Origin of the sequence: Ciceribacter sichuanensis (assembly GCF_024055605.1) — a bacterium.
GTDB classification, from domain to species: Bacteria; Pseudomonadota; Alphaproteobacteria; order Rhizobiales; family Rhizobiaceae; genus Allorhizobium; species Allorhizobium sichuanense.
This window is the reverse complement of sequence record NZ_JAMXLX010000002.1, coordinates 68,069-92,077: the sequence shown is the minus strand read 5'-3', so window position 1 is coordinate 92,077 and position 24,009 is coordinate 68,069. Positions and strand designations below refer to the sequence as shown.

The window sequence follows — 24,009 nt, the reverse complement described above, 5'->3', positions numbered from 1 at the left end:
GATCTATTCCTCGAAGCGGCTCGTGGGATCGCGGTCCCGTTCGTATCTTCTGTCGAGCGGAAACGGCGGCAGCCACGACTCGCGCCGGATGGTCCAGAGTTCGTAGGTGGGTTTGAACTGGTCTGGTTGGTCGAGGGAGCCGAGATTGACCTCGATTTCATCGTCGCTTCGAGAAAAGACGGAGGAGCCGCAACGGGGGCAGAAGAACCGCCCCGCATAGTCGCGGGTTTCGCCTTCCATACTCACCGACGCTTCCGGGAATATCGCCGAGGCATGAAAGAGGGCTCCGTGATGTTTTCGGCAGTCGAGGCAGTGGCATATGCCGACCCGGTACGGTCGTCCCGAGGCAATGAAGCGGATATTGCCGCACAAACAGCCGCCGGTGAATTCCTCCATGCTGCACCTCCTACCGCAATCAGGCCATGAGATTGCCGGAAAGAAAAACCGCCCGCAACAGGGTGTTGCGGGCGGTTCAATTGTCGTCTGTGTTTGTCCGTACCGGCGACGGCTGTCCGGCCAGATCAGGCCGGGCGAACCAGAATATGTTTCTTCTTGCCGAGCGAGACCTTGATGACGCCATCGGCGGTGACTTCGCCGCTGCCGATGGTCATGCGTTCGTCGCTGACGGCAGCGTCGTTGATCTTGACTGCGCCACCCTGAACATGGCGGCGGGCTTCGCCGTTCGAACCGGCAAGACCGGCGCGCACGATCAGCGAAAGCAGGCCGAGGCCGGCGTCGAGTTCTGCGGCGGGCACCTCGATCGACGGAAGGTTTTCGGCAAGGCCGCCTTCCTCGAAGGTCTTGCGGGCGGTTTCCGCTGCCTGTTCGGCGGCTGCGCGGCCATGCAGCATGGCGGTGATCTCGGTTGCGAGGATCTTCTTGACCTCATTGATCTCGGAGCCGCCGAGTGCTGCAAGACGAGCGATCTCGTCCATGGGCAGCGTCGTGTAGAGCTTCAGGAAGCGCGCGACGTCGGCGTCTTCCGTGTTGCGCCAGTACTGCCAGAAGTCATAGGCAGACAGCATGTCCGGGTTCAGCCAGACGGCTCCGTTCACCGACTTGCCCATCTTGGCGCCAGACGACGTGGTGAGCAGCGGCGAGGTCAGCGCGTAGAGCTGCTGCGTGCCCATACGGTGGCCGAGGTCGATGCCGTTGACGATATTGCCCCACTGGTCGGAACCGCCCATCTGCAGGCGGCAGTCGTAGCGCTTGGCCAGCTCCACGAAGTCGTAGGCCTGCAGGATCATGTAGTTGAATTCGAGGAAGGACAGCGACTGCTCGCGGTCGAGGCGGGTCTTCACGCTGTCGAAGGACAGCATGCGGTTGACCGAGAAGTGGCGGCCGACATCACGCAGGAATTCGAGGTAGTTGAGCGAACGCAGCCATTCGGCGTTGTTGATCATCAGGGCTCCGTCCTTCGGCCCCTTGTCGTAGTCGAGGTAGTTGGCGAATACCCGCTTGATCGAGGCGATGTTGCTCTCGATCGTGTCGATGGTCATCAACTGCCGTGCTTCCTCCTTGAAGGAGGGATCGCCGACCATGCCGGTGCCGCCGCCCATCAGCGAGATCGGCTGGTGGCCGGTCGCCTGGAACCAGTGCAGCATCATGATCTGGATAAGGCCGCCGGCATGCAGGGAAGGCGCCGTCGGGTCGAAGCCGATATAGGCCGTGACGGTTTCCTTGCTCAGCAGATCGTCGAGGCCGCTTTCATCGGAAATCTGATGAATGAAGCCGCGCTCATGCATGGTGCGGAGGAAATCGGACTTGAGCTTCGTCATGGCCTTGGAACTCTCTGGATCGTGCGGGACATAAATTTCGCGGCGGCTTTAGCACTGTTTTTTGAAATGTGCACGTCTTTCGGCCATGAATGTTGGCGATGCGACTCATTCGAGCCCCATCGGAAGCCATGAAGAGCAGGAGTGCAGCGTGAGCGAACTGATGCGGGCAATCGGCCTGATGAGCGGTACATCGATGGACGGGATCGACGTCGCCATGCTGGCGACCGATGGTGAAAACGTCATCGAGCGCGGTCCGTTTCTCGCCGTGCCCTATGCCCCTGCTTTCCGCGAGCGTCTCAAGCAGGGGCTGGAGGATGCAAAAACGATCCGCGTGCGGACGGAGCGGCCCGGTATCCTTGCAGATCTCGAGCGGGAACTGACCCTACGTCATGCGAGTGCCGTCGAGCGCTTTCTGGAACTGAACGGATTAAGCGCCACCGACATCGACATTCTCGGGTTCCACGGCCAGACGGTGCTGCATCGGCCCGACGATGCGCTGACCGTGCAGATCGGTGATGGGCCATTGCTGGCTACGGAAACCGGTATCGACGTAGTTTACGACATGCGCGCCAATGACATGGTGCATGGCGGGCAAGGTGCGCCGCTGGTTCCCGCCTATCACGCGGCGCTGGCGCAAGGGTTGAAGAATGCCGCGTGGCCGGTCTGTTTCGTCAATATCGGCGGCATATCCAACCTGACTTTCCTCGGACGCGATGGCGCGATCATCGCGTTCGACAGCGGACCGGGCAACACGCTGATCGACCAGTGGGTGGAGACCCATGCCGGGGTTCCTTACGATCAGGGCGGGATGATCGCCTCGGAAGGGCGGGTGGTTGCCTCTCTCGCCGAACGCTACCTCGACAATCCGTTCTTTACGGCAGAAAAGCGCCGCTCGCTCGATCGCAACGACTTCCTGCCGCCGGAGGGAGATGAGGCGGAGCTTTCCGACGGCGCCCGCACACTTGCCTATCTGACGGCTGCCGCGATCCTGAAATCGGCGGGTCACCTGCCGGAAATGCCGAAGACCTTCATCATCTGCGGTGGTGGCCGGCACAATCGCATCATCATGGCGGATCTCAGGGAACTCGCGGCGCATCATGGATCGGCCGTACTATCAGCCGAGGACGCGGGTTTCGATGGCGATGCCATGGAGGCCGAGGCCTGGGCCTATCTTGCTGCGCGTTCGCTGAAGGGGTTGCCTCTGACCTTTCCGGGAACGACCGGTGCGCGCCAGCCTGTGAGCGGCGGCGTCGTGGCCCGTACCCGGAAGTAGGACATCTCAGCCAGACAGCAGGTCCGGAAGCCGCTCGGCAAAAGCCGCGCCGTCCCTTCGTCCGACCGCGCAGGCGTGGCGTAATCCATCCGCATCGCTGACGGTGAATTTGTCGATCGGGATATCCTCGCTCGGGCCGACGACGATTCGCCCTGACGCGGAAGGCGGGATCTTGCCGTAGCGGGTCGTCAGGAGCAGTGTTCGCCCGCCCGCATTTTCGGTTTCGATCAGTTTGCGAAGGGGTGGATTATCGACCAGTCCGCCGTCGAGGCAGGCCCTGCCGGCGATATTCCCGACCGGCATGAAGGGCGGCACCGATGAGGTCGCCATGATTGCGTCGACGAGCATCGCCGGGCTGTCGATCTCATGGGTGGATATCCATGAGGGCTTCAGCCCGAGATAGGAACCCGCCTTGGAATGCGCGCCACCGGTGAGGCGCTTCTCGATCTGGTAGGCGGTGATCGAGCCGAGAGCCGCAAGTCCTCCCGGCATCCATGTCGGCGGGAGCGAAAGCTGGATCAGGATCGGTGGCGCGTCGCGTAGCGCAGCCAGTTCTCTCTCGCCGAACTGTTCCGTCAGGAAATCCCGGAATAGTCCGCCGACCACCAGGGGGGAGCGTCCACGACCGAGAGCCGACCAGTCGATATCGGGAAGGCTGCGTTCGGCAAAGGCAAAGGCCGCAGCGAGCACACGTTCGCGAACGCCGGCAAGGTTCATCGTGCAGTGATACGCTCCGGCGGAGACGGCGACATAGTAGGCGGGACGTTGGGGATACCGCGCGTTCAGGGCTTCGAAGAAACCGCTCTGCCAGTAACAACGGTTTCCGCCTCCGGCAAACCCGATGGCATCAAAGGAAAGGTTTCCGGTCATTGCGGTCGTATCATCGATTGGCTGAAAAGGACGACGTCTCAATTGTTCAATTGAGAACTATCTCGGGCACCCTTGTCAATGCCGGCGGAATAACCCGCAAAGAAAAAGGCGCCGGCCTTTCGGTCGACGCCCTTGAACGGATTGTTTTGGCTATCAGCGGATGCGCTTGGCGGCCGGTTCGGGAACCAGATCGCCGTCGAGGCGGCGGTCGAGATAGTCCTCGCATTCAGACATCAGGGTTTCCACCTGGCCGTTGAAGAAGTGGTTGGCGCCCGGGATCGTCTTGTGGGTGATCAGGATGCCCTTCTGGGTCTTCAGCTTGTCGACGAGGCCCTGGACGTCCTTTTCAGGCGCGACCTTGTCGGCATCGCCATGGATGATAAGGCCCGACGAAGGGCAGGGTGCGAGGAAGGAGAAGTCGTAGATGTTCGGCTGCGGAGCAATCGACATGAAGCCTTCGATTTCCGGCCGGCGCATCAGGAGCTGCATGCCGATCCATGCGCCGAAGGAATAACCGGCGACCCAGCAGCTCTTCGAGTCGGGATGCAGGCTCTGCACCCAGTCGAGCGCGGATGCGGCATCCGAAAGCTCGCCGGCACCGTGGTCGAACTCACCCTGGCTGCGGCCGATGCTGCGGAAGTTGAAGCGCAGGGTGGTGAAGCCGCGCTTCTGGAACATGTAGAACAACTGATAGACAATCGGGTTGTTCATCGTTCCGCCAAACTGCGGATGCGGATGCAGGATGATGGCGATCGGCGCGCTCTTCTCCTTGGAGGGCTGGTAGCGTCCTTCGAGGCGGCCCGCCGGGCCATTGAAAATCACTTCGGGCATTGAGACTCCAGTCCCTGTGAAAAAATCCGGGTTCACCAACTGTTGTGTCAGACATCTGACTTGACGAAGTCAGTCAGCTTTTCTAAAACAAAGTTTAGAACGGTTCAAAACTGGAATGGTTGTCCATCCATGTTGGATCGTGTCATAGGACAAGCCCGGCGGAAATTTCAAGGAAAATGCGCCGGTTGCGGGTGAGGAGCGTCAGTAAAGAGCCGATGAGCAGGCAACGCATCTATTTCGACTGGAATGCCACGGCGCCGCTTTGCGAGCCCGCGCGTCTTGCCATGGTCGATGCGCTTGCGCTCCCCGGCAATCCGTCCTCCGTTCATGCCGAGGGGCGTGCGGCGCGTGCCGTCGTCGAAGCTGCGCGCCGGGATGTCGCGACGCTGGTTGGCGCCAATCCCGCGTCGGTGATCTTTACCTCGAGCGCGACCGAGGCCGCCAATCTGGTGCTGACGCCGCATTTCCGCATGGGCAGGGCTCCGCTTTCCATCGGTCGTCTTTATGTTTCTGCGATCGAGCATCCGGCGATCCGCGAGGGTGGTCGTTTTCCGGCCGACCGCGTCACCGAAATCCCGGTCCTGCGAAGCGGTGTGGTTGATCTCGAAGCGCTGGAACGCCTGCTTGCCGCGCACGATCCGCAGGACGGTATGGCGTTGGTCGCGATCATGCTGGTCAACAACGAGACCGGTATCGTGCAACCGGTGGAAGCCGCGACGAAGATCGTTCGGGCGCGGGGCGGTTTACTGGTCGTCGATGCCGTGCAGGCCGCCGGTCGGCTTCCGCTCGATTTGGAGCAGCTCAGCGCTGATTTCCTGATCCTTTCGGCTCACAAGATCGCCGGCCCGAAGGGTGCGGCAGCGCTTGTCAGTCGTGGCGAGACCCTGATGCCGGCGCCGCTCATTCGGGGCGGTGGACAGGAAAAGGGCCATCGCGCCGGCACGGAGAATGTCGCGGCTATCGCCGGTTTCGGCGCGGCGGCGGCCTTCATGACGGCCGGTCTTGATACGCGCAATGCGGCAATCGGCACCTTGCGCGACCGGCTGGAAAAAGGCATGCGGGAGGCCGCGCCGGATGTGGTGATTTATGGCCACGACGTGACGCGGGTGGCGAATACCTCTTTCTTCACCCTGCCGGGGTTGAAGGCGGAGACCGGCCAGATCGCCTTCGATCTGGAAGGGCTTTCGCTTTCGGCTGGCGCTGCCTGCTCCTCCGGCAAGGTCGGGGCGAGCCATGTGCTGACCGCGATGGGCGAGGATGCGAAAACGGGGGGCCTACGCATGTCTCTCGGACCCTCGACGACGAGCGAGGAAGTCGATCTCGCCATCGGGATTTTCGCGCGGGTTGCGGCTCGGCGGAAATTGTCCGGCCAGGCCGCATGAGGAACGGAACAAGGAAGACTTGGATAAAATTGGCAAAATACAATTTTATCCTTGCCAGAAGGGATGAAAATCCGCCTCTGGCGCTTACATAAGAGCGGGTTTCCGCTTCAAACGTTGACAAGCTGCCGGACCTTGGACCCGGCAAGATTGGAGAACGCAAATGGCTGCCGTGCAGGAAACGATCGATCAGGTCCGCCAGATCGATGTCGACCAGTACAAATATGGTTTTGAGACGATGATCGAAGTCGACAAGGCCCCGAAGGGCCTGTCGGAAGATATCATTCGCTTCATTTCCGCGAAGAAACACGAGCCGGACTGGATGCTGCAATGGCGTCTCGACGCCTACAAGCGTTGGCTCACCATGGAAGAGCCGACCTGGGCGCGCGTCAATTATGCGAAGATCGACTTCAACGACATCTATTATTATGCGGCCCCGAAAAACGCAGAGGGTCCAAAGTCCATCGACGAGGTCGATCCGGAACTTCTGAAGGTCTATGAGAAACTTGGAATTCCGCTCAAGGAGCAGGAAATCCTGGCCGGCGTCTCGAAGTCGAAGATCGCGGTCGACGCCGTGTTCGATTCCGTTTCCGTCGTCACGACCTTCAAGGAAGAGCTGAAGAAGGCCGGCGTGATCTTCATGTCGATCTCGGAGGCGATCCGCGAACATCCCGAACTCGTGCAGAAGTATCTCGGCTCCGTCGTTCCGGTCACCGACAACTACTATGCGACGCTGAATTCGGCCGTGTTCACCGATGGTTCGTTCGTCTTCGTTCCGAAGGGCGTTCGTTGCCCGATGGAATTGTCGACCTATTTCCGCATCAACGAGAAGAACACCGGCCAGTTCGAACGCACGCTGATCATCGCCGAAGATGGGGCTTATGTTTCCTATCTCGAGGGTTGCACCGCGCCGCAGCGCGATGAAAACCAGCTTCACGCGGCCGTCGTCGAACTCGTGGCTCTCGACGATGCCGAGATCAAGTATTCCACCGTCCAGAACTGGTATCCGGGCGACAAGGACGGCAAGGGCGGCATCTACAACTTCGTCACCAAGCGCGGCGATTGCCGGGGCAAGAATTCCAAGATCTCCTGGACGCAGGTCGAGACCGGTTCGGCGATCACCTGGAAATACCCGTCCTGCATCCTGCGCGGCGACGGTTCGCGCGGCGAGTTCTACTCGATCGCGGTTTCGAACGGTCATCAGCAGGTCGACAGCGGCACCAAGATGATCCATCTCGGCAAGAACACGTCGAGCCGCATCATCTCCAAGGGCATTTCCGCCGGCTTCTCGAACAACACCTATCGCGGTCAGGTTTCGGCCCACCGCAAGGCCGAGAATGCTCGCAACTTTACCCAGTGCGACAGCCTTCTGATCGGCGACAAGTGCGGGGCGCATACCGTGCCCTATATCGAGGCAAAGAACGCCACGGCCCAGTTCGAGCACGAGGCGACAACCTCGAAGATCTCGGAAGACCAGCTGTTCTATTGCCTGCAGCGCGGCATTCCGCAGGAAGCCGCCATCGCGCTCATTGTCAATGGCTTCGTCCGCGAAGTCATTCAGGAACTGCCGATGGAATTCGCCGTCGAAGCGCAGAAGCTGATCGGCATCAGCCTCGAAGGATCGGTTGGCTGAGGCGAGGGACTGTATACGAAAAGGTGCCGGATTGAACCTTGTCGGGAGTGTTCAGTGATGTCGGGCGGGGAGCCGGGAAATGGTAGTCGGTACGTTTATCTCCATCGTCGAATGGAGGGACTGCACGACATCGGACGCTGGGTTCTCCTCTCGGTAGCGGTCGGATTCGTCCTGTACGTTTCGGTGATCTCCGAAAAGGGCTGGTCCAAGCTCTGGCAGGGCGTCGTTATGATCATGACAGGCGGCTGACGGCTTCCTGATGGTTTTGTCGCTTGTGGGATTTGCTGGTGGCGATTTAACCAGCCAGTTCCGCGAATTGAAAAGAATGGTTCACTCTCGATTCCCTCTGGAATGGCGGAGTTAAAGGCGTCGATCCGGCGCGCAGATGATCAACAGGCGGCCCTTGAACCGCCCTATGAACAGGAACACAGACATGCTTGAAATCAAGAACCTGCACGCCCGCATCGCCGAAGATGGCACCGAGATCATTCGCGGCCTGAACCTGACCGTGAAGGCTGGCGAAGTTGCTGCGATCATGGGGCCGAACGGCTCCGGCAAGTCGACGCTGTCCTACATCCTGTCGGGCCGCGAGGACTACGAAGTCACCGAGGGCGACATCCTCTATAACGGCGAGAGCATCCTGGAGCTTGACCCGGCCGAGCGCGCCGCCAAGGGCATTTTCCTTGCCTTCCAGTATCCGGTCGAAATCCCCGGCGTCGCCACCATGCAATTCCTGAAGGTTGCGATGAACGAGCAGCGTAAGGCGCGCGGCGAAGACGAACTGACCACGCCGGAATTCATGCGCCGGGTGAAGGAAGCTTCCGCCGAGCTGAAGATCAACCCCGACATGCTGAAGCGTCCGCTCAATGTCGGCTTCTCCGGTGGCGAGAAGAAGCGTGCGGAAATTCTGCAGATGGCGCTTCTGGAGCCCAATCTCTGCATTCTCGACGAAACCGATAGCGGTCTCGACATCGATGCGCTGAAGATCGTGGCCGACGGCGTCAACGCGCTGAAGTCGCCGGATCGCGCCGTCATCGTCATCACCCACTACCAGCGCCTGCTCGACTACATCGTGCCTGATACGGTTCACGTTCTCTACAAGGGCCAGATTATCAAGACCGGTGACAAGGATCTTGCGCTGGAACTCGAAGCCAATGGCTATGCCGACATCATCGGGGCCGCCGCCTGATCCATTGCGGCAAGGAGTGCAGATCATGACATTGCAAGCTGCAAACAGGCTGACGGCGGCGGAGAGCCAGTTGATCGAAGCCTATGGCGCCGAGATTGGCGCACTACCGGGCGATGGCGCCGTGCTCGCGGCCCGTGACAGGCTGTTCGACGAATTGAAGCGCGCCGGCCTGCCGACACGCCGTATCGAGGCGTGGCACTATACCGACCTCAAGGCCCTGTTGCGCGCCATTCCGGCCGTCGATCTTTCGGCGCTCGCCAAGGCGGTCGATACAATCGTTGAGGGCGCGACACTTCTTCCCGTTGCTCAGGGCAGGGCCGGTGAGGCCAGCCTGCCGGAAGGTGTGACTGCTACGCCTTATCGCGATACGCTCGCCGACGGCACGGCTGCTGCAACCCTGACGGCAATCAGCTCCGACGATGCGGTCGGCCGACTGAACGGCAGCTTTGTGACCGACGGCTTTGAGCTGACGGTTGCAGCCGATGCCGCGCCGGAGGCACCGATCGAACTGCAGGCGATCCATGGAGCGGGACAGGTACATGTGCGCTTCCCCGCCCGTTTCGGACGCGCCAGCAAGGCGGTGGTGATCGAACGCCATCTGAATGCCGGCGAAGAGGCCGCGCTCGTTTCCTCCGTCAGCGATCTGAAGATCGAGGACGGCGCCGAGATCGTCTGGATCATCGTGCAGACGCAGGGTCTGGCCGACACCCATCTTGCCCAGATCAAGGTGGAACTCGGGGCGGATGCCAAGTTCAAGCTCTTCATCATCAATGCCGGCGGCAAGCTGGTGCGTCAGGAAATCCATGTCCGAACCGCAGGCGAGGGATCGGATTTCACGCTTCGCGGCGTCAACCTGCTCGGCGGCGAAAGCCATACCGACGTGACCATGACGCTCGGCCACGACCTGCCCAATACCACCTCGACGGAGATCATCCGCAATGTGATATTCGACCGGGCGCGCGGTGTCTTCCAGGGACAGATCCGGGTTGCGCCCGACGCCCAGAAGACTGATGCGCGCATGGCCTGCAACACGCTGCTGCTGTCGGATGATGGCGAGTTTTCGGTCAAGCCGGAACTTGAGATCTTCGCCGACGACGTGCAGTGCGCCCATGGCGCCACGGTCGCCGACATCGACCACACCCATCTTTACTACCTGATGGCGCGTGGTATTCCGCAGAAGAAGGCGCGGTCGCTGCTCGTCAAGGCTTTCGTGGCCGAGGTGGTCGAAGAGCTGGAAGACGAGGCTCTGGTGGAGGCGCTGGAAGGGATCATTTCCGACTGGCTGGAACGTCATGGCTGATCTTTCCTCCGTCAAGCCCGGCTACGATATCCAGAAGGTGAGGGAGGATTTTCCGATCCTCTCCCGCGAGGTTTACGGCAAGCCTCTGGTATATCTCGACAATGCCGCCTCGGCGCAGAAGCCGAAGCTGGTGATCGACGCGGTGGCGCATGCCTATTCTCACGAATATGCCAATGTGCATCGCGGCCTGCATTTCCTCTCGAATGCGGCGACGGATGCCTATGAAGCGGCGCGGGAAAAGGTGCGGCGCTTCCTCAATGCCGGATCGGTGGATGAACTGGTCTTCACCAAGTCTTCGACCGAGGCGATCAATACGGTCGCCTATGGCTGGGGTATGAACCACATCGGCGAGGGTGACGAGATCGTTCTTTCGATCATGGAGCATCACTCCAACATCGTGCCTTGGCATTTCATCCGTGAGCGGCAGGGCGCAAAGCTGGTCTGGGCGCCGATCCATGACGACGGTTCCTTCGATCTCGAAGCTTTTGAGAAATGCCTGACCGAGCGCACCAAGCTTGTCGCGATCACCCATATGTCCAATGCGCTCGGCACTGTGGTTCCAGTCAAGGACGTCTGCCGGATCGCCCATGCGCGCGGCATTCCGGTGCTCGTCGATGGCAGCCAGGGCGCCGTGCACATGCCGGTCGACATTCAGGACATCGACTGCGACTGGTATGCCGTCACCGGCCACAAGCTCTACGGTCCCTCCGGAATCGGCGTGCTTTACGGCAAGATGGAACGGCTGAAGGAAATGCGGCCCTTCATGGGCGGCGGCGAGATGATCGTCGAGGTAACGGAAGACAACGTCACCTACAACGACCCGCCGCACCGTTTCGAGGCCGGCACGCCGCCGATCGTCCAGGCGATTGGGCTCGGCTATGCGCTCGACTACATGGAAAGCCTCGGCCGCGAGGCGATTGCCGCCCATGAGGAGAGCTTGCGTGCCTATGCGCATGAGCGCCTTTCGGCGATCAATTCGCTCCGTATCATCGGCAATGCGCCGGGCAAGGGCTCGATATTTTCTTTCGAACTTGCCGGTATCCATGCCCATGACGTGTCAATGCTGATCGACCGGCGCGGGGTGGCTGTCCGGGCCGGAACCCATTGCGCCCAGCCGCTTCTGGCGCGTTTCGGCGTGACATCCACTTGCCGGGCGTCTTTTGCCCTATATAACACCCGTGAAGAGGTCGATGCGCTGGCCGATGCGCTGGACTACGCGCGAACCTTTTTCGCGTGAGCCCGCACCTTCTTCGCGTAAGGATGAGATCATGAGCGTGAACGAAACCGAACAGAAGCCGGATGTCCGCGAAGGCATCGTCCAGTCGAGCATACCGGCGGACGAGCTGGCGCGGCTCTCCGACGATATCGTCTCGGCCCTGAAGACCGTCTACGACCCGGAAATTCCGGCCGACATCTTCGAGCTTGGACTGATCTACAAGATCGATATCGACGACGACCGGATGGTCAAGATCATGATGACGCTGACGGCGCCGGGCTGCCCGGTGGCGGGCGAAATGCCGGGCTGGGTGCAGAATGCCGTCAGCGCGATCGAGGGCGTGTCGGGTGTCGAGGTCGAAATGACCTTCGATCCGCCGTGGACGCCCGACCGCATGTCGGAAGAAGCACAGGTTGCCGTCGGCTGGTATTGATCGCCGTCAAGACGGCAACTACATTCACCGAAGCACCGGACCTTGAACCCGGTCGCGACAGGAGAACAGCATGGGCTTTCAAGTCATGAGCATGACGGACACGGCGGCAGCGCGCGTCCGGGGCATCGTCGAAAATTCCGGTCCCGATGCACGCGGTATCCGCGTGGGCATCAAGAAGGGCGGTTGCGCGGGGATGGAATACACCATCGACCTCGTCACCGAGCCCAACCCGAAGGACGACCTGATCAGCCGTGACGGCGCAAACGTCTGGATCGATCCTGCTGCCGTGCTCTATCTGCTCGGCACCCAGATGGATTTCGAGACCACCAAGATGCGCTCGGGCTTCACCTTCCACAATCCCAACCAGACCTCGGCCTGTGGCTGCGGCGAATCGGTTGAACTCAAGGCCGCCGACCTTGCCGAACTGACTCGTCAGAAGGCCGCCGTTCCGGCCGGCTGACGGTCTGACCCGACACATGTCGATCATCCATGATGAAGGTCCGGCCAAGCGCCGGACCTTATGTTTTGCGGGAAATGCTGGGGTGTTCCGCTGTATTTGCGGATGATGCTATAAAATTTCGCAAAATATGTTGATATCTATTTATTTTCCGCATATATGACGGTTATGGATACGACGGACCGCAAAATCACCGGATTGCTTGCCGAGGACGCCCGCCGTTCGCTTGCCGATATCGGCGAGCGGGTGGGCTTGTCGCCTTCGGCCGTCAATGACCGTATACGTCGGCTTGTGGCTGAAGGCGCGATCAAGCGCTTCACTGTCGATGCCGATCCGGCAGCGCTCGGGCTTTCCGTCACCGCCTTCCTGCTGGCGGCGCTCGATTACGATACCGGGGAAGGGGCTTTCAAGGCCTTTGCGGAAGGCCATCCGGCCGTTGCGGAATGCCACCATGTCACCGGGGAGTGGTCCTACCTCGTCAAGATCCGCGTCCGTGATCTCGCCGGTGTCGAGGCCTTTCTTTCCGAACTCAAATCGCGGCGCTTCCTTGCCCGCAGCCAGACCATGATCGCGCTTTCCACGCCCACCGAGCGCGCCTTTACCTCAGCGGAGAACTGACATGAGCCTTTTCCTGTTCGGCAAGGGCATCCTGCTCGGTCTTGCCATCGCGGCTCCGCTCGGCCCGATCGGTACGCTCTGCATCTCGCGGACGCTGGAGCGCGGGTTCTGGGCGGGGATCGCCGGCGGCCTCGGCACGGCGCTGGCCGACTGCACCTTTGCGCTGATGGCTGCTGCCGGCTTTGCCGCCTTCACGATGTTCTTCGATGCGATCACCGTGCCCCTGCAGCTTTTCGGCGGCGCCTTCATGCTGTGGCTCGGGGTGAAAAGCTTCCAGCCCCGCCCGGCCGCCGTGGCCGCGACCATCGGCGCGCGTGACCTGTTCTCGACCACGGTCGCCACTTTCCTGCTAACCATGGCAAACCCCGCGACCATCCTGTCCTTTGCCGCGATCCTGGCCGGCCTTGGGATTGCAGGCGCCGTGGATGGCTCCAGCGCCGCCTTTGTCGTCGCCGGCGTCTTTATCGGCTCGCTGCTCTGGTGGTGCTTCCTGTGCGGGACGGTTTCGCTGCTCCACCATCGCCTGCCGGAAAGCTTCTCCCACTGGGTCGCCCGCGCTTCCGGCATCGTGCTGCTGGTCTTCGGCGCTCTCGCTCTGGGCATGGGCGTCAAGGCGATACTGGTGGCCTGAGGCTGCCCGTTGTGAGCATGTCCCTTGTATAACGACGTTTTCGCTTATAGAGCGGACTATCGTACATCGGGAATGTATAAGTATTTAACATCACTGTATTTTTATGTGGAAATATTGCCGGAAAGTCTATTTTAGTTCTGGAGCCTAGCCTCTATCAACTTCGCTAATTTCGCCCGGGGCTCACTTGGACGGATTGCACTGAGGCGGACTATGTCTAGCAGACGCATCAAATCTTGCGGGTCGATTGTTGTGTGAGTACCATGTGCGTACGCCGACCGGATGCTATGAAGTCGTTTCATTTCCTCTGAAATTACCGTTGATTTAAGCTCGTTCTTGCAGAATCGACTTCTGGCTTGTCCATCGCCGACTTGAGCTTCCAACGCCATCCAAAGGAAAAGAAACTGATGGCTATAATTGGACGCCTGAAAGGCTTCATCTATTAGCATGGAAGCTTCTGGCTTAAGATTTATCCCGCCCTCTGCGTGCAGTCCGCTAGATACTCCTTCGTCGAAAAAATGATACCCCTCCTTGCCGGTTCCACTGAACGTCACGAGTTGACCCAGCGTCGCCATGCTGGCCGCGTTATTCAGAAGGTCCCAATGATATGAGCGTACTAATTCCAAGGCTGCTCCTGGGCCGAAACGCAGGCGTAGCAAATTTGCGGCGGCTACAATGCGATCCTCTGCCTCGAGTTTTTGAGATTCATCAGAGATCGCGAAACATAGTTGAAGGTACGAGCCCTTTGTGGTTCGTTCCATCTCGTCACGACGGAAAACCAGATCCGGCCCGAAAAACCTAGTAATCCAGCCCACTTTTTGCTTTCCTTCAGTTTCCTGCTGAACAGGGCGAAAGAACCACCGCGCTCCGAGCTCGCCTACCAATTCTGGCTCAGCTAAAGTGAGGTCATCAAAGCTCATATTACTGACATAGAGGTAATCAACGGCAATTTTGCAATCGTTGTCGATGAATCTATTAAGTACGCCAAACGGTAATGGTGCCAGCATTGCCATTCTCCAATGAAATGGAATTCGAAATTTTACATTAATCCATCGATTATCTCGTCTCTACTTATATATATTCAAATATTTGATATTTTCGGCAGCAGGTGTTGGTTGGTAAGGTGAATACCACAAGCGAATGAGGCTCTTAAGTCTCCGTCTTGGCTGCGACGAGTTTCCTCAAATCCTCGACCTCCTTGTCCGTCAGCGGGCGGACGGTGCCTTTTTCGAGGTCGCCGAGGGGGAGGTTGCCGATCGAGACGCGCACGAGGCGGAGCGTGGCGATGTCGAGCGCTTCCAGCATGCGGCGGATCTGGCGGTTGCGGCCTTCGTCGAGAACAATCTCCAGCCATGAATTTCTGTCGCCTTCGCGCAGTTTCGTGACACTTTCTGCGTGGAGAAACTCGCCGTCGCGACGGATACCGGCCGTCAAAGCTTGAAGCATCTCGTCGGTGGCGATGCGGTCGATCTGGACGTGGTAGGTCTTGGGCACATGCGTCTCGGGATCGAGCAGGCTTTGGGCGAATTCCGTGTCGTTGGTGAAGAGCAGCAGACCCTCGCTCGCCTTGTCGAGCCGGCCGACGGGGGAGAGGTGGGTATGGTCGAGGTCCTTCAGGCAATCGAAGACCGTCGGGCGGCCCTCGGGGTCGTGGCGGGTGGTGACGAGCCCGCGCGGCTTGTTCAGCATCAGGTAGACGCGCTTTTCCGCGATGACGGGTTTGCCATCCACCGCAATTACCGCATTGGAAAGATCCACCCAGGTCTGCAGGTCGGTAACGATGCGTCTGGCCAGCGACACGCGCCCTGCGGTCACCAGTTCCTCGGCCTGCGTGCGGGAGCAATAGCCCAGTTTCGAGAGCGCCCGGGCGATGGTGGCGCGCTTGCCGCCGTGAGACGCTTCCGGCTTGCGGGCAGGGGCCGGTTTCGGCCGTTTGCGGATGTCTTTTCGTTCCCGTGGCATCATGCGTTCCCTGACATCATGCATTCCCATGACTGGATCTGTTGACCCGCCGGCCCTTGTCATTCCAGAGCACACCCGGCAACGGCATGCTTCAGTCTTATATTCGAAATTGCTGGAGCATTTCCGGCGAAAAAGAAATCGCCTTCAATACTCTATCTCGTTGTTTCGACGGAATTCCGGACGCAAAACCGCTTCACACTTTTGCTGGAATTGCTGTAGAGCGTTCGCAATAAAACCATGCCTGCCGTTCAGCAACCGGCAACAAGCGAGACGGCGCAAGTTTGGAGTGAAGAGAATGGCGAACCAGGACGACATTACCGGTGAACTCGTAACGCTGCGCGATTACTGGCGCTATGCGATCTCCCGCTTCAATGCGGCGGATCTCAGCTACGGTCACGGAACGACGACTGCGAGCGACGATGCGGCCTTTCTGCTGCTGGATTCACTCGATCTGCCGATCGATGCGCTCGATCCGTTCCTCGATGCGCGGTTGCTGCCTTCCGAACGCAGGCTTCTGGCCGATCGGATCGATGCGCGCGTAAGAACCCGCAAGCCTTCGGCCTATCTCACCGGCCGGTCCTATATCCAGGGCGTCCGCTTCCATGTGGACGAACGGGTGATCGTGCCGCGCTCGCATATCGGGGAAATCCTGTTTGCCGAATATCTCAATCCGCAGGGCTCGTCCTTCCTGCCGGATCCGATGGCGGTCGAGAGCGCCGTCGACATCTGCACCGGTTCTGGTTGCCTTGCTGTCCTCGCCGCCAAGTTTCTGCCGAACGCGGCGGTCGATGCGGTCGATCTTTCGGCCGATGCACTGGAAGTCGCGAAGCTGAACCTGCGGGAGCATGAGGTCGAGGATCAGGTAAGCCTGTTCGAAGGCGACCTGTTCGAGCCGCTTGCAGGACGCAGATACGACCTTATCATCACCAATCCGCCCTATGTGGATCATGCCGCGATGGACGGCTATCCGGCGGAGTTCCGCGCCGAACCGGCGATGGCCCATGACGGCGGCGAGGACGGTCTCGATCTCGTCCGGAAAATTCTCAACGAGGCTGCGGACTATCTCAATCCCGGCGGCGGGATGATCTGCGAGATCGGCTCGGGTCGGGAAATCCTTGAGGAGGAATTCCCGCATCTGGAATTCGTATGGCTGGAAACGGCGGAATCGCAAGATGCGGTGTTCTGGATCACGGCGGAAGCGCTGGGCGTCGAGGGGCTGGTGTAAACCGAACGACGCGAACCTCAATCCTTCTTGATGCTCATCAGCACATCCCAGAGGTCGGCGCCGGTTTCGAAGACGGCGGCGTTGGCCTTGTAGCCGATTTCGGCGGTCTTCATGTCGATGAGTTCGGAGCCGAGGTCGACATTGGAGATGTCGCCGAAGGTCGCGCCGTTCGACGGGGAGACGCTTGCCGATACGCCGCCATAGGGCTGGCTGGTTAGGCTGGTTTCGAGACGATTGTAGCTGGGGGTCGCGGCATTTGCGACATTGTTGGCAGTGGCGGCAAGGCGCCTGGTGTTGGCCTGCAGGCCTGAGGCTGCGATATTCAGAACTGCCGAAATGCCCATAGCCCGTCCATCCCTCGAAGATTCGGATGGAACGTTTCTACAGGGGCGGGTTTAGCAAAGGTTGAAGGGGCAGGGTTAGCGATCCGCTCGGAATGGCTGGCGCGTGTATCGAAACGGGACGGGTCTTGTTCCGTCATCACCCGACCGGCGTCCAGTGGTTTGCGAGTTCCTTCAGCCCAAGGACTTGGGCTGGTTGGATTCCTGTGACGAGCACAGGAATGACGTTTTGAGACGTCGAAGGGCGCGGCAGGAACCGCGCCCTCCTGGACGATTTTCGCTTATTCGGCCGCTTCCGCGTATTCGCTCATCGGCGGGCAGGTGCAGACGAGGTTGCGGTCGCCATAGACGTTGTCCACGCGGTTGACCGGTGACCAGTACTTGTCCACCCGGAAGGCGCCGGGCGGGAAGCAGGCCTGTTCGCGGGAATAGGGCCTGTTCCACTCGCCGACGAGGTCTTCCACCGTGTGGGGAGCGTTCTTCAGCGGGTTGTCGTTCTTGTCCATCCGGCCTTCCTCGATGGCGCGGGCCTCCTCGCGGATTGCCAGCATGGCGTCGCAGAAGCGGTCGATCTCGGCCTTGGTCTCGCTTTCCGTCGGTTCGATCATCAGGGTTCCGGCAACCGGCCAGCTCATGGTCGGGGCGTGGAAGCCGCAGTCGATCAACCGCTTGGCGACGTCGTCGACGGTGACGCCGGCGGATTCCGCCAGCGGGCGGGTGTCTACGATGCACTCATGCGCCACGCGGCCGGCCTCGGACTTGTAGAGCACCTCATAGGCGCCCTTCAGCCGTGCGGCGATGTAGTTGGCGTTGAGGATCGCGACCTTGGTCGCCTGCGTCAGGCCTTCGCCGCCCATCATCAGGCAGTAGGACCAGGAGATCGGCAGGATCGAGGGCGAGCCGTAAGGGGCCGCCGATACCGCGCCCGGACGGCCGTCGGTTTCGACGTGACCCGGCAGGAAGTCGGCCAGATGCGCCTTGACGCCGATCGGACCCATGCCCGGACCGCCGCCGCCATGCGGGATGCAGAAGGTCTTGTGCAGGTTGAGGTGGCTGACGTCGGAGCCGATGTCGCCGGGACGGGCAAGGCCGACCATGGCGTTCATGTTGGCGCCGTCGAGATAGACCTGACCGCCGTGCCTGTGGGTGATCTCGCAAATCTCCCGCACCGTTTCCTCGAACACGCCATGGGTCGAGGGATAGGTGATCATGCAGCAGGACAGCGTGTCGGCATACTGCTCGGCCTTGGCGCGGAAATCGTCGAGATCGACGTCGCCGTTGTCCTTCGCCTTGACGGGCACGACCGTCATGCCGGCCATATGGGCGGAGGCGGGGTTGGTGCCGTGGGCGGAGGTCGGTATCAGGCAGACGGTACGGTGGCTGTCACCGCGCGAGAGGTGATAGTTGCGGATGGTGAGGAGGCCCGCATATTCACCCTGGGCGCCGGAATTCGGCTGCATCGAGAAGGCGTCGTAGCCGGTGACGGCGCAGAGCTTGTCGATCAGGTCATCGATCATCTGCCGGTAGCCTTCAGCCTGATCGGCGGGGACGAAGGGATGGATCTCGGAGAATTCCGGCCAGGTGATCGGCAGCATTTCCGCCGTTGCGTTCAGCTTCATCGTGCAGGAACCGAGCGGGATCATTGCCCGGTCAAGCGCGAGATCGCGGTCGGAGAGACGGCGGATATAGCGCGTCATCTCGCTTTCGGCGCGGTTCATGTGGAAGATCGGGTGGGTCAGGTAATCGCTGGCGCGCACCAGATCCTTCGGCAGCCGGTATTCCGGGGTGAAATCGGCGACCGCGAAATTGCCGCCAAAGGCCCGCCAGACGGCTTCGAGCGTTGCCGGGCGGGTGCGTTCGTCGAGCGACATGCCGATCTTCGTGTTCCCGACCTTGCGCAGGTTGACGCCTTCCGCGACGGCCGCGCGCAGGATGAGGCCCTGCATGTGGCCGACTTCGACAGTGATGGTGTCGAAGAAGGTTTCGGGTTCCACCTTGTAGCCGAGCTTCTCCAGCCCCTTGGCCATCAGCACAGCCTTCTGGTGGACCTGCTGGGCGATCGCTTTCAGGCCATCCGGTCCGTGGAAGACGGCATACATGGAGGCCATGACGGCAAGCAGCACCTGTGCTGTGCAGATGTTGGAGGTCGCCTTCTCGCGGCGGATATGCTGTTCGCGGGTCTGCAGCGAAAGGCGATAGGCGCGGTTGCCGCGGGCATCGACGGAGACGCCGACGAGGCGGCCCGGCATGGAGCGCTTGATCGCATCCTTGACGGCCATGTAGGCGGCATGCGGACCGCCATAACCGACCGGTACGCCAAAGCGCTGCGTCGAGCCGATGGCGATATCGGCGCCCATTTCGCCGGGCGATTTCAGAAGGGTCAGCGCCAGCGGATCGGCGGCGAGCGTTGCGATTGCGCCGGTCTGGTGCAGGCGGGCGATCAGGCCGGAGAAGTCGCGCGCATGCCCATAGGTGCCGGGATACTGGAAGATCGCACCGAAGACCTCGGTCGGGTCGAGATCGGCAAAGGGATCGCCGACGATGACCTGCCAGCCGAGGGGGGCTGCGCGTGTCTCGATGACGGCGATGGTCTGCGGATGGCAGTTCCGGTCGACGAAGAAGGTCTTGGCCTTCGACTTGGCTGTGCGTTCGGAGAGCGCCATGGCCTCGGCGGCGGCGGTCGCTTCGTCCAGCAGGGAGGCGTTGGCGACGTCGAGACCGGTGAGGTCCGTAATCATCGTCTGGAAGTTCAGCAGCGCCTCGAGGCGGCCTTGCGAAATCTCGGGCTGGTAAGGCGTGTAGGCTGTGTACCAGGCCGGGTTCTCCAGGATGTTGCGCTGGATGACCGGCGGTGTGATCGTGCCGTAATAGCCCTGACCGATGAGCGAGGTCAGCACCTTGTTGCGGTTGGCAATGTCACGCAGCGTGTCGAGCGCCTCGCGTTCCGTCATGGCGGCGCCCCAGACGAGGGGCGCTTTCTGGCGGATCGAGCCGGGTACTGTCGCATCGATCATGGCGTCGAGCGAGGGGTAGCCGATCAGCTTCAGCATATCCGTCATTTCGGCCGGCGAGGGGCCGATATGGCGGCGATTGGCGAAGTCGTAGGGCTGGTAGTCGGTGAACTGGAATTCGACGGGCGTGGTCATGCGATCAGCTCTTTGTAGGCGGCTTCATCAAGCAAGGCATCGGCATCCGAGACGTTCTTGAGCTTCAGCTTGAAGAACCACGCAGCCCCTTCCGGATCGGAGTTGACGAGCGACGGGTCGTCGACGATCGCCTGGTTGATTTCGGTCACTTCGCCGTCAAGCGGACAATAGACCTCGGACGCAGCCTTCACGCTCTCGACGGTGGCGGCTTCGCCGTTCTTGTCGAAGGTCGCGCCGACTTCCGGGAGTTCGACGAAGACGAGGTCGCCGAGCTGTTCGGCGGCATGACGGGTGATGCCCACCGTCGCTACATCGCCCTCGATCTTCAGCCATTCGTGTTCTGCGGTGAATTTCAGCATTGGTTCTCTCTCCAGGGAGGGGTCAGCGTTTGTAGGTCGGGGTGATGAAGGGAAGCGTCGCGACGGTGACGGGCAGGTACTTGCCGCGCACCTCGGCGAAGAGTTCGGTGCCCGGTCCGGCGAATTCCGCCGGCACGTAGCCCATGGCAACAGGGCTTTCGACACTCGGGCCGAAGCCGCCGGAGGTCACGTGTCCGACGCGGTTCCTGCCTTCGGCATCGGAGAACAGGTCCGAAGGCGGCCGTACCGGGGCCTTGCCCTGAGGCTTCAGGCCGACGCGGCGGCGGGCCGTGCCGTTTTCGAGTTCTGCGAGAATGCGGGAGGCGCCAGGGAAGCCGCCTTCGCGCTCGCCGCCCTTGCGGCGGGCCTTCTGGATTGCCCATTCGAGACCGGCCTCGACAGGGGACGTGGTGGTGTCGATGTCGTTGCCATAGAGACAAAGACCGGCTTCCAGCCGGAGGCTATCGCGGGCGCCAAGCCCGATCGGTTCGCATTCGGGGTGGTCGATCAGTGCCTTGGCGATCTCCACGGCCCTGTCGGCCGGAACGGAGATTTCGAAGCCGTCCTCGCCGGAATAGCCGGAGCGCGAGACGATGCAGTCGACGTCATGGAGCGAAAGGTCGCGCACATCCATGAACTTCATCTGGACGATGCCCGCCCAGAGCTCGGCGATCACCTTTTCGGCCTTGGGTCCCTGGAGCGCAAGCAGCGCCCGGTCGTCGAGCAGGGTGACGTCGCATATGTCGGCGAGACCGGCGCGCATATGGGCCACGTCCTGATCCTTGCAGGCGGCGTTGACGACGACCAGCAGGTGGTCGCCGCGGTTGGTGATCATCAGGTCGTCGAGAATGCCGCCGTTTTCGTCAGTGAAGAAGCCATAGCGCTGGCGGCCCGGCTTGAGCCCGAGAATGTCGACGGGAACCAGGCGTTCCAGCGCGAGCGCCGCGTCCTCGTAACGTCCGGATCTGGCGCGAACCAGGACCTGGCCCATGTGGGAAACGTCGAACAGTCCGCAGTGGCTACGGGTGTAGAGGTGCTCCTTCAACACGCCGGCGGGATATTGCACCGGCATTTCATAGCCGGCAAACGGCACGATGCGGGCACCAAGCTCTACATGAAGATCGAAAAGCGGTGTCCGCTTGAGGGATACGTTGTCGGGCTGGGACGGATCCAAGAAGGCCTCCATTCTGGGCGCTGACGCGCCGGCTCAGATCGTGGCACGGTTGTGCCGGTTCATGAGCCCCCTCTGTCCCTTTGCCTGAGATTGTTATCCCTTCGGCGCTCCCTTCCTTTGACGAAGGGGTTCTCTCCAGAGTTCAGTCGGCACCTTGTGGTCCTTTAGCCTGAGAGTTTCCGGGGCGGTTGCTCCTTCGGCACCGGATCGAACCGGTTTCTCCCTACAAGGTTGATCCGCATTATCGGTGAGACGGGTCGCTTGGCAAGAGGCTAGTGTCGTTCCCAGCCAAATTTTTGTCGCGCTGCAACCCGTCTGATGGAGTGTCCGACACAGGAACGTCAGTTCTTGTGCTCGGGGAGACCTTTGAGTTTGGTGCTGGCGAAGTCTTCCAGTTCCTTCTCCGTCATTGATTTCAGCATCTCGCGGGATGCACCCTTGAGCTTGCCCTTCGGCATTTCGCCGCGCTTTGCGGCCAAAGCTGCGCCTGCGGCGCGCTGCTGGGCCCGGGATTTTGCTGGCATGACCGTTCTCCTTCCATTTCGTCGAGAAGTCTCGTCACTTTTTCAGAGATGTTTGGTTCAGGACAAACTTCCGCGGAGCGTTTCGGGTTCCAATTGTCGCACGGGAATTTCGGTTTTGCCTTGGTTGGTGATTCCGGTTAATCAGGACGCCGAGGAGCGGAAGGGGCCATGAACAAGAGGATAAGGATAGCGACATTGCTGATGCGCATGCTGTGCGCGATCGCGATCCTGTCGCTTGGCCTCGCACACAAGCCGCCGCAGGTGATGGCGGCGGCAATCGGAACCGCCGCGCTCGTTCTGCCTGACGGCACCTATGCCGACATCTGCGTCAGCCATTCCGCAATAAAACATCCTTCGGCGACGCTTTATTGCGAAGCCTGCATGCTGGCCGGCTCGACGCTGCTGCCGCAGCCCGACACGGATGGCTGGCTGCTTTCCAGTTTCCCGAGCCTTTACAATGGGCAGAAGGCAGTCGTTGCTCACCTCGTCCAGAAAGCGGTCGAGCGGCCGCGTTCGCGCGCACCTCCCATCGTTTCCTGATCGCGCGTTCGCTTTCAACGACATTCCTACGCCTGAAACAGGCATATCGCCGGCAGCAGTCCGCCAGGAACGGGGACGTGGCCGGTCAGGAGACCAGACATGAAAAGACTTCTTTCGCTCGGCGCCGCCGCCATCGCTTCTCTCAACGCCGGCGGTGCGTTCGCACATGCCACCTTCGCCAACGAGCCGGCAAAACCGGAATCCTACGTCGTCGCCGTCTTGCAGATCCCGCATGGCTGCGACGGCAAGGCAACCAATGAAGTGCAGGTAAAGCTGCCGGAGGGCTTCGTCTTCGCCAAACCGCAACCCAAGGCTGGCTGGGAGCTCGAGATCATCAAGGGCGATTACCAGAAAACCTATGACGACCACGGCAAGAAGGTGACCTCCGGCCCGGTCGAGATCCGCTGGAAGGGCGGCGACCTGCCGGACGAGTTCTACGATACCTTTGCAATCCGCGGTAAGGTGAGCGGCATCGAGGCCGGCGGAAGTCTTGCCTTCAAGACGGTGCAGCTTTGCGGCACGGACGGAAAGGTTGCCTGGGACGAAATTGCTGCCCCCGGCGTTGATCCGCATTCCTTGAAGAACCCCGCTCCGGTTATCAGGATCGCCGCCGGTGACGACGCCATGCCCGGCATGGCCGGCCATGGCATGCAGGGCCACGATATGCAGGGCCACGGGGCTATGGACGGTTCCGGCATGGCCGGGGCCAACCCCGGCACGATGGAAGCCGCAGAAGTCGGCGATATCGAGCTTTCGGCGGGTTTCACCAAGGCCATGCTGCCCGGCCAGCCCGTTGGCGGCGGTTTTGTCACCATCAAGAACGGTGGTTCCTCTGATGACCGGCTGGTTTCCGCGGAATCGCCGGCCGCCGGCCGCGTGGAACTGCATGAAATGGCGATGGTCAACGACGTGATGAAGATGCGCCAGTTGAACGACGGCATTCCGGTTCCGGCCGGCCAGACCGTCGAACTGAAGCCCGGCGGTCTGCACATGATGTTCTTCGAGGTCAAGCAGCCCTTCGTCGAGGGTGGCAGCGTTCCGGTGAAGCTGACGTTCGAGAAGGCAGGCCCGGTCGAGATCGTGCTGCCGGTCGGTCCGGCCAAGGGTAAGTAAGGTCTAGCGCCAATAACAGG

General features: G+C 60.8%; 24 protein-coding genes and 1 riboswitch. Of the genes, 13 read left to right on the top strand and 11 right to left on the bottom strand.

Going from position 1 to position 24,009, the window contains the following annotated elements:
- Window positions 1–3 precede the first annotated feature (3 nt).
- Together NBH21_RS06845 and tyrS are read right to left on the bottom strand one after the other, a co-directional pair.
- On the bottom strand, window positions 4–396 hold the full coding sequence (locus NBH21_RS06845) for a GFA family protein (protein ID WP_250916204.1): 393 nt from the start codon (window positions 394–396) through the stop codon (window positions 4–6).
- 125 nt (window positions 397–521) lie between these two features.
- Window positions 522–1,778: a tyrosine--tRNA ligase gene (gene tyrS, locus NBH21_RS06840; protein WP_250916205.1), complete on the bottom strand. Its 1,257-nt coding sequence runs from the start codon at window positions 1,776–1,778 to the stop codon at window positions 522–524.
- Between the two features lie 148 nt (window positions 1,779–1,926).
- Here tyrS and NBH21_RS06835 point away from each other — a divergent pair, with 148 nt between their 5' ends.
- The gene (locus tag NBH21_RS06835; RefSeq protein ID WP_250916206.1) at window positions 1,927–3,051 is read left to right on the top strand and encodes an anhydro-N-acetylmuramic acid kinase; all 1,125 of its coding nucleotides are present in this window, start codon (window positions 1,927–1,929) and stop codon (window positions 3,049–3,051) included.
- A 6-nt stretch (window positions 3,052–3,057) separates the two neighbouring features.
- Here the strand turns inward: NBH21_RS06835 and NBH21_RS06830 are convergent, their stop codons facing one another.
- Both NBH21_RS06830 and NBH21_RS06825 read right to left on the bottom strand, forming a co-directional pair.
- A complete protein-coding gene (locus NBH21_RS06830; protein ID WP_250916207.1) occupies window positions 3,058–3,921 on the bottom strand; it encodes a patatin-like phospholipase family protein in 864 nt (287 codons plus the stop codon).
- 153 nt (window positions 3,922–4,074) lie between these two features.
- On the bottom strand, window positions 4,075–4,752 hold the full coding sequence (locus NBH21_RS06825; RefSeq protein ID WP_250916208.1) for an alpha/beta hydrolase: 678 nt from the start codon (window positions 4,750–4,752) through the stop codon (window positions 4,075–4,077).
- Window positions 4,753–4,967: 215 nt separating this feature from the next.
- Here NBH21_RS06825 and NBH21_RS06820 point away from each other — a divergent pair, with 215 nt between their 5' ends.
- From NBH21_RS06820 to NBH21_RS06780, 9 genes are all read left to right on the top strand, one after another.
- Window positions 4,968–6,134, top strand: coding sequence for a cysteine desulfurase family protein (locus NBH21_RS06820; RefSeq protein ID WP_250916209.1), 1,167 nt, complete (start codon window positions 4,968–4,970; stop codon window positions 6,132–6,134).
- A 160-nt stretch (window positions 6,135–6,294) separates the two neighbouring features.
- Entirely contained in the window at window positions 6,295–7,764 is a 1,470-nt protein-coding gene (sufB, locus tag NBH21_RS06815; protein ID WP_250916210.1) for a Fe-S cluster assembly protein SufB, read from the top strand.
- A 433-nt stretch (window positions 7,765–8,197) separates the two neighbouring features.
- On the top strand, window positions 8,198–8,953 hold the full coding sequence (gene sufC / locus NBH21_RS06810) for a Fe-S cluster assembly ATPase SufC (protein ID WP_250916211.1): 756 nt from the start codon (window positions 8,198–8,200) through the stop codon (window positions 8,951–8,953).
- Between the two features lie 25 nt (window positions 8,954–8,978).
- On the top strand, window positions 8,979–10,253 hold the full coding sequence (sufD, locus tag NBH21_RS06805) for a Fe-S cluster assembly protein SufD (RefSeq protein ID WP_250916212.1): 1,275 nt from the start codon (window positions 8,979–8,981) through the stop codon (window positions 10,251–10,253).
- Window positions 10,246–11,490, top strand: a complete 1,245-nt coding sequence (locus NBH21_RS06800) for a cysteine desulfurase (protein WP_250916213.1) — start codon at window positions 10,246–10,248, stop codon at window positions 11,488–11,490. Before sufD ends, NBH21_RS06800 begins: the two co-directional genes overlap by 8 nt.
- Window positions 11,491–11,521: 31 nt before the next feature.
- Entirely contained in the window at window positions 11,522–11,902 is a 381-nt protein-coding gene (locus NBH21_RS06795; RefSeq protein WP_113448507.1) for an SUF system Fe-S cluster assembly protein, read from the top strand.
- 70 nt (window positions 11,903–11,972) lie between these two features.
- Window positions 11,973–12,362: a Fe-S cluster assembly scaffold SufA gene (sufA, locus tag NBH21_RS06790; protein ID WP_250916214.1), complete on the top strand. Its 390-nt coding sequence runs from the start codon at window positions 11,973–11,975 to the stop codon at window positions 12,360–12,362.
- 165 nt (window positions 12,363–12,527) lie between these two features.
- Window positions 12,528–12,977, top strand: a complete 450-nt coding sequence (locus tag NBH21_RS06785) for an Lrp/AsnC family transcriptional regulator (RefSeq protein ID WP_250916215.1) — start codon at window positions 12,528–12,530, stop codon at window positions 12,975–12,977.
- Between the two features lies 1 nt (window position 12,978).
- Window positions 12,979–13,608: a LysE family translocator gene (locus tag NBH21_RS06780; RefSeq protein ID WP_163899359.1), complete on the top strand. Its 630-nt coding sequence runs from the start codon at window positions 12,979–12,981 to the stop codon at window positions 13,606–13,608.
- Window positions 13,609–13,739: 131 nt separating this feature from the next.
- Here NBH21_RS06780 and NBH21_RS06775 read toward each other — a convergent pair whose 3' ends face one another.
- Complete coding sequence (locus tag NBH21_RS06775; RefSeq protein WP_250916216.1) at window positions 13,740–14,612, bottom strand: hypothetical protein; 873 nt, start codon at window positions 14,610–14,612, stop codon at window positions 13,740–13,742.
- A gap of 142 nt (window positions 14,613–14,754) precedes the next feature.
- Complete coding sequence (locus NBH21_RS06770) at window positions 14,755–15,546, bottom strand: pseudouridine synthase (RefSeq protein WP_425340397.1); 792 nt, start codon at window positions 15,544–15,546, stop codon at window positions 14,755–14,757.
- 316 nt (window positions 15,547–15,862) lie between these two features.
- On the opposite strand from NBH21_RS06770, the gene prmB reads away from it, so the two are divergent.
- Window positions 15,863–16,792: a 50S ribosomal protein L3 N(5)-glutamine methyltransferase gene (gene prmB, locus NBH21_RS06765; RefSeq protein WP_250916218.1), complete on the top strand. Its 930-nt coding sequence runs from the start codon at window positions 15,863–15,865 to the stop codon at window positions 16,790–16,792.
- Window positions 16,793–16,809: 17 nt separating this feature from the next.
- Here the strand turns inward: prmB and NBH21_RS06760 are convergent, their stop codons facing one another.
- From NBH21_RS06760 to NBH21_RS06740, 5 genes are all read right to left on the bottom strand, one after another.
- Window positions 16,810–17,136, bottom strand: coding sequence for a flagellar basal body protein (locus NBH21_RS06760; protein WP_250916219.1), 327 nt, complete (start codon window positions 17,134–17,136; stop codon window positions 16,810–16,812).
- A 278-nt stretch (window positions 17,137–17,414) separates the two neighbouring features.
- Entirely contained in the window at window positions 17,415–20,279 is a 2,865-nt protein-coding gene (gcvP, locus tag NBH21_RS06755) for an aminomethyl-transferring glycine dehydrogenase (RefSeq protein ID WP_250916220.1), read from the bottom strand.
- Complete coding sequence (gcvH, locus tag NBH21_RS06750) at window positions 20,276–20,638, bottom strand: glycine cleavage system protein GcvH (RefSeq protein WP_112828230.1); 363 nt, start codon at window positions 20,636–20,638, stop codon at window positions 20,276–20,278. The genes gcvP and gcvH overlap by 4 nt, the downstream gene beginning before the upstream one ends.
- 22 nt (window positions 20,639–20,660) lie before the next feature.
- Window positions 20,661–21,824, bottom strand: a complete 1,164-nt coding sequence (gcvT, locus tag NBH21_RS06745) for a glycine cleavage system aminomethyltransferase GcvT (RefSeq protein ID WP_425340389.1) — start codon at window positions 21,822–21,824, stop codon at window positions 20,661–20,663.
- 135 nt (window positions 21,825–21,959) lie between these two features.
- Window positions 21,960–22,048: riboswitch (glycine riboswitch) on the bottom strand.
- A 105-nt stretch (window positions 22,049–22,153) separates the two neighbouring features.
- The gene (locus NBH21_RS06740) at window positions 22,154–22,336 is read right to left on the bottom strand and encodes a DUF3008 family protein (protein WP_250916222.1); all 183 of its coding nucleotides are present in this window, start codon (window positions 22,334–22,336) and stop codon (window positions 22,154–22,156) included.
- Between the two features lie 168 nt (window positions 22,337–22,504).
- On the opposite strand from NBH21_RS06740, the gene NBH21_RS06735 reads away from it, so the two are divergent.
- Together NBH21_RS06735 and NBH21_RS06730 are read left to right on the top strand one after the other, a co-directional pair.
- Complete coding sequence (locus NBH21_RS06735) at window positions 22,505–22,876, top strand: hypothetical protein (RefSeq protein WP_250916223.1); 372 nt, start codon at window positions 22,505–22,507, stop codon at window positions 22,874–22,876.
- 99 nt (window positions 22,877–22,975) lie between these two features.
- Complete coding sequence (locus NBH21_RS06730; RefSeq protein WP_250916224.1) at window positions 22,976–23,989, top strand: copper chaperone PCu(A)C domain-containing protein; 1,014 nt, start codon at window positions 22,976–22,978, stop codon at window positions 23,987–23,989.
- The last annotated feature ends 20 nt before the right edge of the window (window positions 23,990–24,009 follow it).

Coding starts and splice junctions, on each gene's coding strand:
- NBH21_RS06845 (WP_250916204.1), bottom strand. CDS start 396: ATGGAGGAATTCACCGGCGGCTGTTTGTGCGGCAATATCCGCTTCATT.
- tyrS (WP_250916205.1), bottom strand. CDS start 1,778: ATGACGAAGCTCAAGTCCGATTTCCTCCGCACCATGCATGAGCGCGGC.
- NBH21_RS06830 (WP_250916207.1), bottom strand. CDS start 3,921: ATGACCGGAAACCTTTCCTTTGATGCCATCGGGTTTGCCGGAGGCGGA.
- NBH21_RS06825 (WP_250916208.1), bottom strand. CDS start 4,752: ATGCCCGAAGTGATTTTCAATGGCCCGGCGGGCCGCCTCGAAGGACGC.
- NBH21_RS06820 (WP_250916209.1), top strand. CDS start 4,968: ATGAGCAGGCAACGCATCTATTTCGACTGGAATGCCACGGCGCCGCTT.
- sufB (WP_250916210.1), top strand. CDS start 6,295: ATGGCTGCCGTGCAGGAAACGATCGATCAGGTCCGCCAGATCGATGTC.
- sufC (WP_250916211.1), top strand. CDS start 8,198: ATGCTTGAAATCAAGAACCTGCACGCCCGCATCGCCGAAGATGGCACC.
- sufD (WP_250916212.1), top strand. CDS start 8,979: ATGACATTGCAAGCTGCAAACAGGCTGACGGCGGCGGAGAGCCAGTTG.
- NBH21_RS06800 (WP_250916213.1), top strand. CDS start 10,246: ATGGCTGATCTTTCCTCCGTCAAGCCCGGCTACGATATCCAGAAGGTG.
- NBH21_RS06795 (WP_113448507.1), top strand. CDS start 11,522: ATGAGCGTGAACGAAACCGAACAGAAGCCGGATGTCCGCGAAGGCATC.
- sufA (WP_250916214.1), top strand. CDS start 11,973: ATGGGCTTTCAAGTCATGAGCATGACGGACACGGCGGCAGCGCGCGTC.
- NBH21_RS06785 (WP_250916215.1), top strand. CDS start 12,528: ATGGATACGACGGACCGCAAAATCACCGGATTGCTTGCCGAGGACGCC.
- NBH21_RS06780 (WP_163899359.1), top strand. CDS start 12,979: ATGAGCCTTTTCCTGTTCGGCAAGGGCATCCTGCTCGGTCTTGCCATC.
- NBH21_RS06775 (WP_250916216.1), bottom strand. CDS start 14,612: ATGCTGGCACCATTACCGTTTGGCGTACTTAATAGATTCATCGACAAC.
- prmB (WP_250916218.1), top strand. CDS start 15,863: ATGGCGAACCAGGACGACATTACCGGTGAACTCGTAACGCTGCGCGAT.
- NBH21_RS06760 (WP_250916219.1), bottom strand. CDS start 17,136: ATGGGCATTTCGGCAGTTCTGAATATCGCAGCCTCAGGCCTGCAGGCC.
- gcvP (WP_250916220.1), bottom strand. CDS start 20,279: ATGACCACGCCCGTCGAATTCCAGTTCACCGACTACCAGCCCTACGAC.
- gcvH (WP_112828230.1), bottom strand. CDS start 20,638: ATGCTGAAATTCACCGCAGAACACGAATGGCTGAAGATCGAGGGCGAT.
- gcvT (WP_425340389.1), bottom strand. CDS start 21,824: ATGGAGGCCTTCTTGGATCCGTCCCAGCCCGACAACGTATCCCTCAAG.
- NBH21_RS06740 (WP_250916222.1), bottom strand. CDS start 22,336: ATGCCAGCAAAATCCCGGGCCCAGCAGCGCGCCGCAGGCGCAGCTTTG.
- NBH21_RS06735 (WP_250916223.1), top strand. CDS start 22,505: ATGAACAAGAGGATAAGGATAGCGACATTGCTGATGCGCATGCTGTGC.
- NBH21_RS06730 (WP_250916224.1), top strand. CDS start 22,976: ATGAAAAGACTTCTTTCGCTCGGCGCCGCCGCCATCGCTTCTCTCAAC.